Source organism: Ectothiorhodospira sp. BSL-9 (assembly GCF_001632845.1).
In the GTDB taxonomy this organism is placed as follows: Bacteria; Pseudomonadota; Gammaproteobacteria; order Ectothiorhodospirales; family Ectothiorhodospiraceae; genus Ectothiorhodospira.
The window spans coordinates 1,277,412-1,291,183 of the sequence record NZ_CP011994.1; the positions used below are offsets into that span (position 1 = coordinate 1,277,412).

Here is a 13,772-nt window from a genome sequence, read left to right on the forward strand (position 1 = left end):
GGCGGGGGGTCAGTAGTTCATGCTGTCGAATTCGGCCTCATCGCCCAGCACCTCGATGATCACCCGGTTGGGCAGGCTCACGGCCATGTCGCCGGCCCGCCTCAGCCAGCCTGCGCTCTGGCAGATGCCCTGGGAGCCGGGAGAGGCGGCGCAGCGCGCGGCGCCATCGGCGATTTCCACCACGGTGATGCCGGCGGGACCGGGGATCTCCAGTTGCCGGGCCTCGTCCAGGGGCAGTCGGGCCACCTCCTCGTTGCCGGAAATCACCCGCACCTGCGAGGCGGGGGCCCCCGGGCTCCAAAGCCAGGCATAGGTGCCGGCCACCAGCCCGCAGGCCAGCAGGATCACCAGGGCGTCGGCGCGGGTGATCATGCCGACGGGGAGACGGACGCCGTGTCCTGCCCGTCGGGCAGCGGCGTGATGACTCGGTCCTTGGGTTCGGTCTCGAAGCGCACGCGCTTTTCCATGGCCGGGGTCATGTACACCACGCCCGCATCATCAATGAGCATGACCTTCTCGATGCCCAGGCGGGCGGCGATGCGGGGCCAGTCGTCGGCGCCGGCGATGAACAGGGCCGTGCTGGCCACGTCCGCCTCGGCGGCATCATCATGGATCACGGTGACCGATCGTGTGCCCCGTGCGGGGCGACCGGTGCGTGGGTCGAGAATGTGGTGATAACGCTCGCCCTCGTGCATGAAATACCGCTCATAGTCGCCGGAGGTGAAGATGGCTTCATCGCCCTTGATCTCGATGGCCGCAAGCACGCCCTGCCCGTCGGGGGCGCGCACGCCGATGCGCCAGGGGCGGTTGCCCGGCCGGCCAATGGCGCGCAGGTCGCCTCCGGCATTGAGGATGGCGTTTTCCACCCCTAACTCCTTGAGGTGCTCCATGGCCTGGTGCAGGCCATACCCCTTGGCGTAGGCCCCCAGGTCCAGGCGCACGGCGGTGTTGTGACTGCGCATGCGGATGCCGTCGATCCATACATCGTCCATGGAGGGTTCTTGCTCCAGGATCGCCTGAATCTCCGCGTCATCGGGCGGCGGGCCCTGGGGGTCGTCCGACTGAAAGCCCCACAGGGCAAACAGTTCTCCCAGGGCCGGGTTGAACAAGCCCTCGGTGGCCTCGGAGAGCCGTTTGGCCTCGATGATCAGCGGCAGTACCGAGGGGTTGGCGGAGAATTCCATGCCGGTGGCCAGCAGTTGGTTGGTGCGCCCCATGGGGCCGGGTTCCCAGGCATGCCAGGCGCCGTGCATGTAGTCCAGATCCGCCCGTACCGCCTCGGCGGCGGTGCGGGCCAGTTCCCGGTCAGCGGTGTAGATGTTCAGTTCGATGATGGTGCCGAAGGCGATGAAACGGTCACGATGAATCTCCGGGCGCTCGCAGCCGACCACAAGGGTGGTGGTCACGATGATGGCCAGTACCGCAGCGGCCCTGTGAAGGATTGCCCGGCTCATGCCTCAGCCTCCAGTTTGCGGGCGATGGCGCCCATGAGTTGATCCCCGATGTCCAGTCCGAACAGGGCGTCCAGTTCCCGGATGCAGGTGGGGCTGGTCACATTGATTTCGGTGAGGTAATCGCCGATCACGTCCAGGCCCACGAAGGTCAGTCCCTTCTCCCTGAGCCTGGGGCCCACCTGCTGGCAGATCCATTGATCCCGGTCGCTGAGCGCCAGACCCTCGCCACGCCCGCCCACGGCCAGGTTGGCGCGGTTTTCACCCTCGGCCGGGATGCGGGCCAGGGCGTAGGGCACCGGTTCACCGTCGATGAGCAGGATGCGCTTGTCCCCCTGACGATATTCGGGCAGGAAGCGCTGCGCCATCACCGTGCGGGTGCCCCGTTGCGTGATGGTTTCCAGGATGACCCCCGTGTTGCTGTCCCCCGGGGTGAGGCGGAATACGGAAACGCCTCCCATGCCGTCCAGGGGTTTGACCACGATATCCCCCTGCCGTGCCATGAATTCGCGGATGCGACCGGGGTCGCGGCTGACCAGCGTGGGTGGGCAGCACTGGGGGAACCAGGCGGTGAACAGCTTTTCATTGGCGTCCCGCAGGCTGGCCGGGTGATTCACCACATGGCAGCCCTCGGCCATGGCCAGCTCCAGCAAATAGGTGGTGTAGATGTACTCCATGTCGAAGGGCGGATCCTTGCGCATGAGGATCACGTCCAGGTCGGACAGAGGGTGGGTGCCGGCCTCACCCAGCCTGTACCAGTGCGTGGGGTCGTCGCGGACCGCCAGCGGGCGAGAGCTGGCCAGCACGCGGCCGTCCTCCAGCCACAGGTCGCCCTGTTCCAGATAATGCAGATGCCAGCCCCGGGACTGGGCTGCCAGCAGCATGGCCAGGGTGGAGTCTTTCTTCACCTGGATGCCCGCAATCGGGTCCATGACTACGCCCAATCGGATGTCTGTGCCGTTCATCGGCCCACCCCACACGCTTTCAAGGAGAATGGGTGCATCATACAAGACAGCAAAGGCAAAGCCATTGGCGGCCGCTTGGGGTTTTGTTTGATACGGCCCTGGCCATGGAGTAAATTCGGGAGCCTGTCTTGACACAACGGCATGCACGGGGGCGTCGTGAGCGAACACACCGAGGAAGGCGGTAACGGGGAGGAGGATCTCTCAGGACTCAAGGTGATGGTCATCGACGATAGCAAGACCATCCGGCGCACGGCAGAGACGCTGCTGAAAAAGCATGGCTGCGAGGTCGTGACGGCCACCGACGGCTTTGAGGCCCTGGCCAAGATCGCCGAGCACAAGCCGGACATCATCTTTGTGGATATCATGATGCCGCGGCTGGATGGCTATCAGACCTGCGCACTCATCAAGCACAACCGGTTGTTCAAGCAGACGCCGGTGATCATGCTGTCCAGCAAGGACAGCATCTTCGACAAGGCCCGGGGGCGTATCGTCGGCTCGGAGCAGTACCTGACCAAACCCTTCACCCGTGACGACCTGCTGGGCGCCATCAGGTCGCATGTCAGGAAACAATAGGCCAGGCCCGGGGTGGGGCCGACCATACCCGGCCCATACCGCCATCAGGGCGGATGAGGCCCAGAGCATCCATAGGGAGACCATGTCATGACCCGCATCCTGGTGGTCGATGATTCACCCACCGAACTGCATGTCATCAAGACCATGCTGGGAAAGCATGGCTACGAGGTGAGCACCGCTTCCAGTGGTGAGGATGGCATGGCCAAGGCGCGGGAGACCCTGCCGGATCTCATCCTCATGGATGTGGTCATGCCGGGTCTCAATGGTTTTCAGGCCACCCGGCAGCTGAGCCAGGACGCCGCAACCGCCAGGATCCCGGTGATTGTGGTCACCACGAAGGATCAGGAGACGGACCGGGTCTGGGCCATGCGCCAGGGTGCGCGGGATTACATCGTCAAGCCCGTGAAGGAGAAGGATCTGCTGGAACGGCTCAAGGATATCCTGCCCTGATGGAGTCCACCCAGACCCATACGGCGGCCGCGGACCCCTTCGCCTACCTGGTCTCCGTGGAGCGCAAGGGGCGCTCCCTGGGGGGGCAGTTGCCCATCCAGGAAGAACTGCGCGGGGCCTGGAAGGGCGTTCTTTTCCGCATTCACGGCGAATCGCTGCTGGCCCCCATGGAACAGGTGGCCGAGATCGTCACGCCTCCCTCGTTTACGCGCATTCCCGGGGTTAAGCCCTGGGCCCTGGGCATGGCCAACATGCGGGGCAATCTGCTGCCCATGATGGATCTGCACGGGTTCCTGTACGGCGACAATCTGGAATTCGATCCGCGACGGCAACGTCTGCTGGTGATGAATCACCAGGGCGTGTATGCCGGGCTGCTGGTGGAGAGTGTACTGGGGATGAAGCACTACTGGCGTGAAGAGCGGCTCGACGACGTGCCCGAGGTGGATGCGCGCCTGCAGCCCTACCTGGCCGGGGCCTGCCGCCGGGGGACTGAACACCTGGCGGTGTTCAGTCCATGGAAGCTGGTGGACGACGAACAATTCATGAACATCTCGGCGTAAGCCGGAATCACACACAGGGTGCCATGGCGGCAGACGCCCATGGCGGGTCGAGGGAGACACGATGAAATCGCCTTCAAGTGACGGGGCCGCGAAGATGGGCATCAGCCGGGGCATGGCGGTGCTCACCGGAATTGTGGTGCTGTTGATGCTGCTGACCGTGTCCGCCTTTGTGTATTACACCATGCAGGTGGGCAACAGTCGGGACTATGCCGCTGTCGCCGCGGATCAACGATTGTGGGTTCAGCGCCTGGAGTCCCAGGCCCGGGTGGCCGCAGCGGGCGATGATGCCGCCTTTGTGGAGTTGCGGCGCCACCGGGATCGTCTGGACGCTTCACTGACCCGTTTGCGGGATGGCGATGCCGACATCACGCCGGTCTCCGGGGCCCTGACGGGGCCGCTGCGGGATCTGCGCGGCGCCTGGGACAGTTTCCGCCCCCCCCTGAATGACCTGCTGGATGCCCGCTCCACCCTGGCCGATGCCAGCGAGCGCGCCGGGCGCGCCGCTCCGGCACTGTCCCAACTGCGCGAGTCGGCACAGGTGCTGGCCGGCGATCTGGCGGAGGCCGGGGCGCAGTCCGACCGGGTCTATCTGGCGGCCCGTGTCGCCATGGGCGGTCGGGATATGGAGCGGGATCTACTGCTTGTCGAGGCCGGCGAGGGGCTTCCTGGCAGCGCCCAGCGTCTGGAGCAGGGGCTGCGGCGTGTGGAAGCGGACATCAATCGCCTGCAGGCCTTTGCATTGCCGGAAAACGATGTGGCACCGGCCATGACAGATCAGGTGAGCCAGATTCAGGACCATCTGGACAGCTTGCGCCCCGACCTTCAAGCCCTGGCGGGGCTGTCTTCCAGCCTGGCCCGGGTGTCCACCTCCGCCGATCAGGCGAATGCCCAGGCCGGCGAACTGCTGGCCGCCGTGGGCGGCTTTCAGGAGGCCGTGGACCGCCATGCTGCCGGGCTCAGCAAGTGGGTGATCGCCGGTTACCTGCTGGCGGCCCTGACGGTGGCGACCATCGGCCTGCTGGCCTATCTCTTCTATCAGGACGCCCAGCGCCGACTGGCGGTGACCACGGAGCAGAATCGTCGCAACCAGCGGGCCATCCTGCGCCTGCTGGATGAGATGACCAACCTGGCCGAAGGGGACCTGACCGTCCATGCCACGGTCACCGAGGACATCACCGGTGCCATCGCCGACTCGGTGAACTACGCCATCGATGCCCTGCGCAGCCTGGTGACCACCATCAACCAGACGGCCATGCAGGTCTCCACCGCGGCGGTGAAGACCCAGGCCACCGCCCTGCGCCTGGCCGACGCGTCCAACCATCAGGCCCGGGAGATCGCCTCCGCGTCCTCCGGCGTGACCGACATGGCCGACTCCATCGAGCAGGTGTCCCGCTCCGCCGAGTCCTCCGCCGAGGTGGCGCAAAAGTCCGTGCAGATCGCCTCCAAGGGGGCGCTCACCGTGCGCAAGACCATCGACGGCATGGACACCATCCGCGAGCAGATCCAGGAGACCTCCAAGCGCATCAAGCGCCTGGGTGAATCCTCTCAGGAGATCGGCGACATCGTCAGCCTGATCACCGATATCGCCGATCAGACCAACATCCTGGCCCTGAATGCTGCCATCCAGGCCTCCTCCGCCGGTGAGGCGGGGCGCGGATTCGCGGTGGTGGCCGACGAGGTGCAACGTCTGGCCGAGCGTTCGTCCAACGCCAGCAAGCAGATCGAGGCCCTGGTCAAGACCATCCAGGCAGACACCAAGGAGGCGGTCATCTCCATGGAACAGTCCACCTCCAACGTGGTGGGCGGCGCCAAGCTGGCCTTCGACGCCGGCGATGCCCTGGCCGAGATCGAGGGGGTGTCCCACCAGCTGGCCGACCTGATCGCCAACATCTCCAAGGCGGCGCGCCAGCAATCCGAGGTGGCGCAGAACATCTCCAACACCATGAACGTCATCCAGGAGATCACCATGCAGACCTCCGATGGCACCAACGAGACGGCCGTTTCCATCGGCAACCTGGCCAATCTGGCCTCCGAACTGCGCAAGTCGGTCTCCGGCTTCAAGCTACCCGAATCCGAGCAGCTGGAGACGGTGATCATCGACCCCGCCGACACGGGTCAGGGAGACAAGTCGGGCCGATCCGATCAGGGTCCGGCCTGATGCCCGAGCATTCAGGGCAATGACCTGCGGGGCACGACAATCGCCGGTTCGCTAACACCATTGGGAACAGGCTGGGTGGGCCATGAGAGAAGACAGCCGAGAACATAGTGCCCTGCACTGGGTGAAGAAGGAGCTGGATGCGCTGCTGGTGGAGGCCCGCGTCGCCCTGGAAGCCTATCTGGAGGACAGTGCCCAGACCGACAGGGTGCAGGAGACCCGCGCGCGGCTGCGGCAGGTGGAAGGCACCCTGCAGATGGTGGAGTTGTATGGCGCCGCCATGCTGGCCCGCGAGATGGAGGCGCTTACCGCAGCCCTGGAGGACGATACGGTCACCAGCCGTGACGAGGCCTTTGAGGTGCTCATGCGGGCCATCCTGCAATTGCCCGACTACCTGGAGCACATCCAGACCGGCCACCGTGACATCCCCATTGTCCTGTTGCCGTTGCTCAATGATCTGCGCACCATCCGCAAGGCGGGTCTGCTCAGCGAGAATGTGCTGTTCTTCCCGGACCTGGTCGAAGGCGATGCCCTGCCGGGTCAATCTGCCGCCGAACCCCAGGAGGATGTCCGGGAATGGGCGCGCACCCACCGTCACCACTATCAGCGGGGCCTGCTGGCCGTATTGCGGGGCCAGAATGCCAAGGCCGGCCTGCATCGCATGGATCGGGTCATCGGCGGGTTGCGCCGTAATGCCCGCGAGGCATCGTTGCGCCGGCTCTTTTCCATCGCCGCTGCCGTCACCGAGGCCCTCACCGATGGAGGTCTGGAGCCCGGCGCCGCAGTCAAGCAGTTGCTCGGTACCCTGGACCGTCAGATCCGCACCCTGATCGATCAGGGGGAACAGGCCATGGCGGATCGGATCCCCGAGGAACTGGTGCGCAACCTGCTTTACTATGTGGCCCGGGCCCGCTCCGATGGGGAGCAGGTGCGGGCGATCCAGCAGGCCTACCGACTCAACGAGCTGGTGCCCGATGAGGCGGATCTGGAAGCTGCCCTGGAGGGGTTGCGTGCCCCCAATCAGGAACTGATGAGTGCCGTTGCCAAGGTGATCCGCGAGGATCTGGCCGACGTCAAGGACAGTCTGGATGTCTTCATGCATACCGGGGGGCGCCGCGGCGCGGATCTGGAGCCCCTGGTGGAAAAGCTGCATGGCATCGCCGACACCCTGGCCATGCTGGGCATGACCGAGCCCAGGGAGATTGCCTTGCGCGAGGCGGAGATCCTCGCCGCCATTGCCCGTGGCGAAAGCGAGGCCGACGAGCAGGTGCTCATGCAGGCGGCCGCCGAGATGCTCAATGTGGAGGCTGCCATCGGCTCGGCGGTGGCGGGCGAGGCCGGTCCGGGGCCGGAGCCAGCGGTCGGACGCCTGCCGCCCAGGCTGGGCGGCCTGTCACCGACGGACTCCCGCCCGGTGCTGGGGGCCCTCATCCGCGAGGCCCTGGCCGATATGAACCGGGCCAAGGACGCCATCATCACCTTTTCCCAGGACCCCACCCACTTGCAGGCCCTGGACGAGGTGCCCGGGCATCTGGATGGCATTGCCGGGGCCCTGTCCATCCTCAGCCTGGACGATGGTGTGGCCCTGCTGGAGGGCATCCGGGACTACCTGAGCAACACCCTGATGAGCGGCAGCCAGGTGGCCACGGATGAGGCCCTGTCCACCCTGGCCGATGCCATCACCGCGGTGGAATGCTACCTGGAGGACCTGGACTCGGGGCAGGGGGATCCGGACGCCATGATTGAACTGGGCCGCTCGGCCCTGGCCCGTCTGGGCGTCGAGGGCATGACGGACGAGGCCACGGAGGCCCTGTTCCCGGATCTGCCCGAGGTGCCGCAGGCACCGGAAGAACCGGCAGACCTGGACGAGACACTCCTGGCCGAAGGGGCGCTGGAGCTGCCGGATCTGGAACCTGCGGAGACGGCGCCCGAGGAGGTCGAACCGGAGACCGTGCTGACGGATACCGGGGATGAGGATCGCACCCTGGTGACGCCAGGTCGTCTGCCCGAGGAACAGGAGGATTGGCCGCCGTCGTTCCTGGGCGAATCCGACGCGCCTCCGGAAGGGGGCCCTGAAGAAGCCATGCCCGAGTGGGAGGATCAGACCCTGCGGCTGGAGCCGCTGGAGCCCGAGGAACCGGAAACCGCGTTGTTTGAGGGACTGCCCGATGAGGCAGCGCCAGCAGATACTTTGCCCGAGCCCGAGCCCGAGCCCGAGCCCGAGCCCGAGCCCGAGCCCGAAACCGCCGGCGGCGCGCTCTATGGCACCGAATCCCTGGCAGTGTTCGCCGGTGAGCCCGACGATGACATCCTGGAAATCTTCCTGGAGGAGGCTGCCGAGGAACTGGAGCGCCTGCAGACCTGGCTACCCCGCTGGCAGGCCCATCCGCAGGACGAAGAGGCCCTGACCACCATGCGGCGCTCCTACCACACCCTCAAGGGCAGTGGTCGCCTGGTGGGCGCGGAGTTGCTGGGAGAGTTTGCCTGGGTCAACGAGAATCTGATCAACCGTGTCATCGACCAGGCCATTCCCGTGGACGAGGCGGTGCTCAATCTCGCCGAGACCTCGCTGGCGGTCCTGCCCCAACTGGTGGGGCAGATCCGTGGGGAGGGGGACCCGGACGTCAACGTCCATGCCCTGATGGATCGGGCGCGGCAATTGGCATCGGGTGAGGGGGGCAGGCCCACGACCCTGCCTGCAGTCGACTCTCCCCAGGTGGTGGAGCAAGAGCCGGCGCCCGCGCCCTCCACGGATGCCGAGCCGGCCCTGGAACCGCGCATGGATCCGGTGCTATTCGATATCTACCGCACCGAGACCGAGCAGCATCTGCACACCCTGGAAGACCTGGTCGCCCAGGGCCGCCGGGAGGCGGAGGGACTGCCGGTGAGCGAATCCCTGCAGCGCACCGTTCACACCCTCAATGGCAGCGCCCGCGCCGCCGACGTGCCCGAAGTCTCCGGTGTTTGCAGCGCCTGCGAGCGCTACCTGCGTGCCGTGGGGGAGGGCGATAACCCGCGCCTGCCCGCAGACTCGCTGGATGAACTGGAGCAGATGCTCACCCATGTGCGCGTCGTGCTGGACGCCCTGTTGCAGCCAGCCGGGACCTGGGTGCCCGATGGGGCGGCACTGGAGGCCCGTTTCCAGGCGTTGTACGAAGAGGCGCTGGCCCGACAGGAAGAGGCCCGCCAGGCCCGCAGTTACGATGAAGCCTCCGCCGAAAGGGAAGTCGCCGAAGCGGAAGGCGCCGAGGAACCCGACGATGAGCTCATGGACATCTTCCTGGAAGAGGCCAGCGACATCCTCAACGAGGTGGATACCACCCTGGAGCGCTGGGGCGAGAGCCTGGACGATCGGGAACTGATCAACGAATTCCAGCGACAGCTCCACACCCTCAAGGGGGGCGCGCGCATGGCGGGGATCACCGCCATCGCCGACCTGAGCCACGCCCTGGAAAGCCTGATGATCGCCATCTCCGAGGGGGAACGCGAGGCGCAGTCCAGCATGCTGGACACCGTCCACCAGGGCGTTGACCGCCTCACCAGCATGGTGGAGCGGGCCCAGCGAGGCGAACCTGTCCCGACGGCTCCCGAACTGGTGGCGCAGTTGCACGATATGCGCGCGGGCGAGGTCGGCCAGGCCGAGGAGCCGGCGTCGGATGAGATGCCGGAAGCGGCCGTCACCCCACCCCCGGTCCAGGCACCCGAAACATCCGTGCCCATCCCACCCCCACAGCCGTTCATGCCCGAGCCGGAGCCCGCTCCGGCCACACGCGCGGCCGCCGGGGGGCAGGAACAGGTGCGGGTGCGCGCCGATGTGCTGGACAACCTGGTCAACTTTGCGGGCGAGGTCAGCATCTACCATGCCCGCATGGAGCAGCAGATCACCGCATTCGGGTTCAATCTGGGGGAGTTGTCCCAGACCATCGCCCGGCTGCGCGAGCAGTTGCGCAAGCTGGAAATGGAAACCGAGGCCCAGATCCTGTTCCGCCACGAACAGGAGGAAGGCGAGGATGCCAAGTGGCAGGAGGACTTCGATCCCCTGGAACTGGATCGATATTCCAACATCCAGCAGTTGTCCCGGGCCCTGGCGGAGAGTGTCAACGACCTGGTGAGTATTCAGGATCTGCTCTCCGATCAGGTGCGCGATTCCGAAACCCTGCTGCAACAGCAGTCCCGCGTCTCCACCGAGCTGCAGGAAGGGCTGATGCACACCCGCATGGTGCAGTTCGACACCATGGCGCCGCGACTGCGCCGCATCGTGCGCCAGACGGCCACGGAGCTGGGCAAGCGGGTGGAACTGGACATCGAGGGGGAGGCCAGTGAACTGGACCGCTCCGTACTCGAGCGCATGGTGGCGCCCCTGGAGCACATGCTGCGCAATGCCATCGCCCACGGCATCGAGCCCCCGGAAAAGCGCCTCGCCCAGGGCAAGGAGCCTGTGGGCCGCATCCTGCTGCGGGTCAGCCGTGAAGGGTCCGAAGTGGTTCTGCAGGTGAAGGATGACGGCGCCGGTATTCCGCTGGAGATGGTGCGGGAGAAGGTGCAACGCCTGGGGATGGTGCGTGATCTGGCGTCCCTGTCGGACCACGACCTGATGCAGTTCATCCTGGAGTCCGGCTTCTCCACCGCCGATCAGGTGAGCCAGATCTCCGGTCGCGGGGTGGGCATGGATGTGGTCAACAGCGAGATCAAGCAACTGGGTGGCGTGCTGGCCATCGACAGCACCCAGGGGGAGGGCACCACATTCACCGTGCGTCTGCCCTTCACCCTGGCCATTACCCAGTCATTGCTGGTGCAGACCGGGGAGGACGTCTACGCCGTGCCCCTGTCCAGCATCGAGGGCATCGTGCGCATGCGTGCCCGGGACCTGGCCGCCCTGTATGCGGAGGAAGATCCCCGCTACGAATACGCGGGCAATCACTATGAGGTGAAGCACCTGGGCGCCCTGCTGGATGTCTCCCAGCCCCTGCTGCACAACCCGGATACCATGTTCCCGGTGCTGCTGGTGCGATCCGGTGACGTGCGCATCGCCTTGCAGGTGGATAACCTCCAGGGTAGCCGGGAGGTGGTGATCAAGTCCGTGGGCCCCCAGGTGGCCAAGGTCAAGGGCATCTCCGGCGCCACCATCCTGGGGGATGGGCGCGTGGTGATGATCCTGGATATCCCCGCCCTGGTGCGGGCCGGTGCCGGTGTGCAGCTGGTCTATCACGGCGACGGTCAGCCCGGAGCGGAGGAGTCCCGGGCCACCATCATGGTGGTGGATGATTCCATCACCATCCGCAAGGTGACGGCCCGGGCCCTGGAGCGCCACCATTATCAGGTGCTGACCGCCAAGGACGGTCTGGATGCCCTCGCCCTGCTGCAGGACACGGTGCCGGACCTGATCCTGCTGGACATCGAGATGCCACGCATGGACGGTTTTGAACTGGCCACCCATGTGCGTAACGATGTGCGCCTGAACCACATCCCCATCATCATGATCACCTCCCGCACCGGCGACAAGCATCGGCAGCGGGCCATGGAGATCGGCGTGAATCACTACCTGGGCAAGCCCTATCAGGAAGCCGACCTGCTCAGCCACATCCAGGGGTTGCTGGAGGCCCAAGGCACCCGATGAGCGACCAACAACCGGACAGCGTCAACTGTTTCATCATCTCCCTGCAGGAGCAGAACCTGCTGCTGCCCCAGTCGGTGGCGGTGGAAGTGGTGACCCAGCAGGTGGTGCGGGGCGTGCCCGGTGCCCCCGCGTGGCTGCGCGGGGTGTTCGACTGGCGCCAGGCCCAGGTCCCCATCGTTTCCCTGGACACCCTGCTGCAGGTGCCCGAGGAGCGTCAGACCCGCATCAACCGTTTCGTGGTGCTGCATGGGGTGGAACGCCATGCGGGCCTGGACTATTATGGCCTGCAGGTACGGGGCATCCCCCACCCCGTGAAGCTCAGCCCCGCCGATATCGAACTGGAACCGCGCCGCGAGGAGGACCCGCCGGTGATTGCCGCCCGGGTGCGTGCCAGTGGGGTGCTGTGCATCATCCCCGCCTTCGAGATGATGGAGGATATGCTCCAGGCGGGGCTTCAGGGGCTTTGATCAGCCCATGTCCCCCCACAGGGACTGGATGATCGCCAGGGCCGCCACACCGGCGGTCTCCGTGCGCAGCACCCTGGGGCCCAGTTGCACCGGGCTCAGGCCGCAGTGACGGGCCTGGGCAATCTCGCCTTCCTCCAGCCCGCCCTCCGGGCCGATCAGCAGCGTGACCGCCTGGGGCTGATCCCTGGATGCCGCCAGATCCCCAAGACCTGATGTGGCCTCCGGGTCCAGTACCAGCGACCATGAGGCGACTTCCTGTGCCTCGCGCTCCGATTGCTCGTCCAGCCACTGGCTCAGGGGCAGGGGGGGCAGCAATTCCGGGATGTCCGTGCGACCACTTTGCTCGCAGGCGCTGATGATCACTCCACGCCAGTGGTCCAGGCGCTTTTGCATGCGTTTCGGGTCGTCATGGGTCACGCTGCGCCTGGCCACCAGCGGCTGAATCCGGCTCACCCCCAGTTCCGTGGCCTTTTGCAGGCTGTAGTCCATGCGGTCCCCCTTGGCGATACCCTGCAGCAGGGTCACGCGCAGGGCCGGGCGGGTGTCCCGGGGTTGGTGTTCATCAATGCGCACCCGGGAGGCCCTGCGTTCGGCCTGGGTGAGGGTGGCGGCATATTCGCCGCCCTGGCCGTTGAAGAGTATCAGCGGTGCCCCTACCCGCAGCCGCAGCACCTGCACCACATGCCGGTGGGCGCGTTCGTCCAGGGCGATCTCGTCGCCGGTTTGCAGGGGTTGATCGATGAAGCAGCGTGGGATGCGCATGGCCAGGGTCCGGTGGCTGTCACAGGGAGGCGGCTCACCTTACCCGTTGTGCCGGCCGTGCTCCAGTCCCGGATCACCCGCCCGTGTCTTCCCGCCAGCGGTCCATGGCCCGGTAACTCAGGGCCTCCATGAGATGCGTCTGCTGGATGGTGGCCTGCTGGTCCATGTCCGCCAGGGTGCGGGCCACCCGCAGGATGCGGTGATAGCTGCGCGCAGACAGCCGGAACCGGTCCATGGCCTGTTCCAGCAGGCGTCGGTTCTCGGGGCTCAGTTCGGTCAGCCGCTCCAGTTCACGGCCGGAGAGGGCCGCATTCAGGCAGCCCTGTCGCGCCAACTGGCCGTTGCGACAACGCAGCACGCGGGCCCGCACGGTGGCGCTGGACTCCGGGGTGGGGCCGGCGTCCATGAGCAGATCCCGGGGCAGGCGCGGCACCTCGATGCACAGGTCGATGCGATCCAGCAGGGGCGCCGAGATGCGCCCGCGCTGACGCCTGCGTTGCTCCGGTGTGCAGCGGCATTGCGGCCCCAGGTCGCAGTCATATCCCTGGGGACAGGGGTTCATGGCCGCCACCAGTTGAAACCGCGCGGGAAACTCCGCCTGATGTGCCGCCCGGGAAATGGTGATCTGGCCGGTCTCCAGGGGTTCCCGCAGCACGTCCAGCACCCGGCGATCGAACTCGGCCATCTCATCCAGGAACAGGATGCCGTTGTGGGCCAGGGAAATCTCCCCGGGGCGGGGGCGTGAGCCACTGTGAATTCCACAAAAAATGCC

At 66.2% G+C, this 13,772-nt stretch carries 10 protein-coding genes and 1 pseudogene; 6 read left to right on the top strand and 5 right to left on the bottom strand.

Annotated elements, in window-relative coordinates; genetic code table 11:
- Window positions 1-9: 9 nt before the first annotated feature.
- The 3 genes from ECTOBSL9_RS06070 to gshB are packed head-to-tail and all read right to left on the bottom strand — an operon-like array spanning window position 10 to window position 2,416.
- The gene (locus ECTOBSL9_RS06070) at window positions 10-372 is read right to left on the bottom strand and encodes a NusG domain II-containing protein (RefSeq protein ID WP_063464314.1); all 363 of its coding nucleotides are present in this window, start codon (window positions 370-372) and stop codon (window positions 10-12) included.
- Window positions 369-1,454 carry an FAD:protein FMN transferase gene (locus ECTOBSL9_RS06075; protein ID WP_063464315.1) on the bottom strand — a complete coding sequence of 362 codons (1,086 nt, stop codon included), beginning with the start codon at window positions 1,452-1,454 and terminating at the stop codon, window positions 369-371. The genes ECTOBSL9_RS06070 and ECTOBSL9_RS06075 overlap by 4 nt, the downstream gene beginning before the upstream one ends.
- A complete protein-coding gene (gene gshB, locus ECTOBSL9_RS06080) occupies window positions 1,451-2,416 on the bottom strand; it encodes a glutathione synthase (protein ID WP_063464316.1) in 966 nt (321 codons plus the stop codon). Before gshB ends, ECTOBSL9_RS06075 begins: the two co-directional genes overlap by 4 nt.
- A gap of 216 nt (window positions 2,417-2,632) precedes the next feature.
- Between gshB and ECTOBSL9_RS06085 the strand changes: the two genes are divergently transcribed.
- The 6 genes from ECTOBSL9_RS06085 (at window position 2,633) to ECTOBSL9_RS06110 (ending at window position 12,238) form a co-directional block, all read left to right on the top strand.
- On the top strand, window positions 2,633-2,989 hold the full coding sequence (locus ECTOBSL9_RS06085) for a PleD family two-component system response regulator (protein WP_177169973.1): 357 nt from the start codon (window positions 2,633-2,635) through the stop codon (window positions 2,987-2,989).
- A gap of 87 nt (window positions 2,990-3,076) precedes the next feature.
- On the top strand, window positions 3,077-3,439 hold the full coding sequence (locus tag ECTOBSL9_RS06090; RefSeq protein WP_063464317.1) for a PleD family two-component system response regulator: 363 nt from the start codon (window positions 3,077-3,079) through the stop codon (window positions 3,437-3,439).
- The gene (locus ECTOBSL9_RS06095; protein ID WP_063464318.1) at window positions 3,439-3,999 is read left to right on the top strand and encodes a chemotaxis protein CheW; all 561 of its coding nucleotides are present in this window, start codon (window positions 3,439-3,441) and stop codon (window positions 3,997-3,999) included. Before ECTOBSL9_RS06090 ends, ECTOBSL9_RS06095 begins: the two co-directional genes overlap by 1 nt.
- Before the next feature lie 61 nt (window positions 4,000-4,060).
- Window positions 4,061-6,157: a methyl-accepting chemotaxis protein gene (locus ECTOBSL9_RS06100; protein WP_063464319.1), complete on the top strand. Its 2,097-nt coding sequence runs from the start codon at window positions 4,061-4,063 to the stop codon at window positions 6,155-6,157.
- A gap of 82 nt (window positions 6,158-6,239) precedes the next feature.
- The gene (locus tag ECTOBSL9_RS06105; protein WP_240481070.1) at window positions 6,240-11,771 is read left to right on the top strand and encodes an Hpt domain-containing protein; all 5,532 of its coding nucleotides are present in this window, start codon (window positions 6,240-6,242) and stop codon (window positions 11,769-11,771) included.
- Window positions 11,768-12,238, top strand: a complete 471-nt coding sequence (locus ECTOBSL9_RS06110) for a chemotaxis protein CheW (RefSeq protein WP_063464321.1) — start codon at window positions 11,768-11,770, stop codon at window positions 12,236-12,238. Before ECTOBSL9_RS06105 ends, ECTOBSL9_RS06110 begins: the two co-directional genes overlap by 4 nt.
- Here the strand turns inward: ECTOBSL9_RS06110 and ECTOBSL9_RS06115 are convergent, their stop codons facing one another.
- Both ECTOBSL9_RS06115 and ECTOBSL9_RS06120 read right to left on the bottom strand, forming a co-directional pair.
- Window positions 12,239-13,000 (bottom strand): 16S rRNA (uracil(1498)-N(3))-methyltransferase, encoded by a 762-nt coding sequence (locus ECTOBSL9_RS06115; RefSeq protein WP_063464322.1) that lies wholly within the window; start codon window positions 12,998-13,000, stop codon window positions 12,239-12,241.
- Window positions 13,001-13,073: 73 nt separating this feature from the next.
- Window positions 13,074-13,757 (bottom strand): annotated as a pseudogene (locus tag ECTOBSL9_RS06120) (ATP-binding protein); the annotation flags it as partial.
- Window positions 13,758-13,772 lie beyond the last annotated feature (15 nt).

Coding starts and splice junctions, on each gene's coding strand:
- ECTOBSL9_RS06070 (WP_063464314.1), bottom strand. CDS start 372: ATGATCACCCGCGCCGACGCCCTGGTGATCCTGCTGGCCTGCGGGCTG.
- ECTOBSL9_RS06075 (WP_063464315.1), bottom strand. CDS start 1,454: ATGAGCCGGGCAATCCTTCACAGGGCCGCTGCGGTACTGGCCATCATC.
- gshB (WP_063464316.1), bottom strand. CDS start 2,416: ATGAACGGCACAGACATCCGATTGGGCGTAGTCATGGACCCGATTGCG.
- ECTOBSL9_RS06085 (WP_177169973.1), top strand. CDS start 2,633: ATGGTCATCGACGATAGCAAGACCATCCGGCGCACGGCAGAGACGCTG.
- ECTOBSL9_RS06090 (WP_063464317.1), top strand. CDS start 3,077: ATGACCCGCATCCTGGTGGTCGATGATTCACCCACCGAACTGCATGTC.
- ECTOBSL9_RS06095 (WP_063464318.1), top strand. CDS start 3,439: ATGGAGTCCACCCAGACCCATACGGCGGCCGCGGACCCCTTCGCCTAC.
- ECTOBSL9_RS06100 (WP_063464319.1), top strand. CDS start 4,061: ATGAAATCGCCTTCAAGTGACGGGGCCGCGAAGATGGGCATCAGCCGG.
- ECTOBSL9_RS06105 (WP_240481070.1), top strand. CDS start 6,240: ATGAGAGAAGACAGCCGAGAACATAGTGCCCTGCACTGGGTGAAGAAG.
- ECTOBSL9_RS06110 (WP_063464321.1), top strand. CDS start 11,768: ATGAGCGACCAACAACCGGACAGCGTCAACTGTTTCATCATCTCCCTG.
- ECTOBSL9_RS06115 (WP_063464322.1), bottom strand. CDS start 13,000: ATGCGCATCCCACGCTGCTTCATCGATCAACCCCTGCAAACCGGCGAC.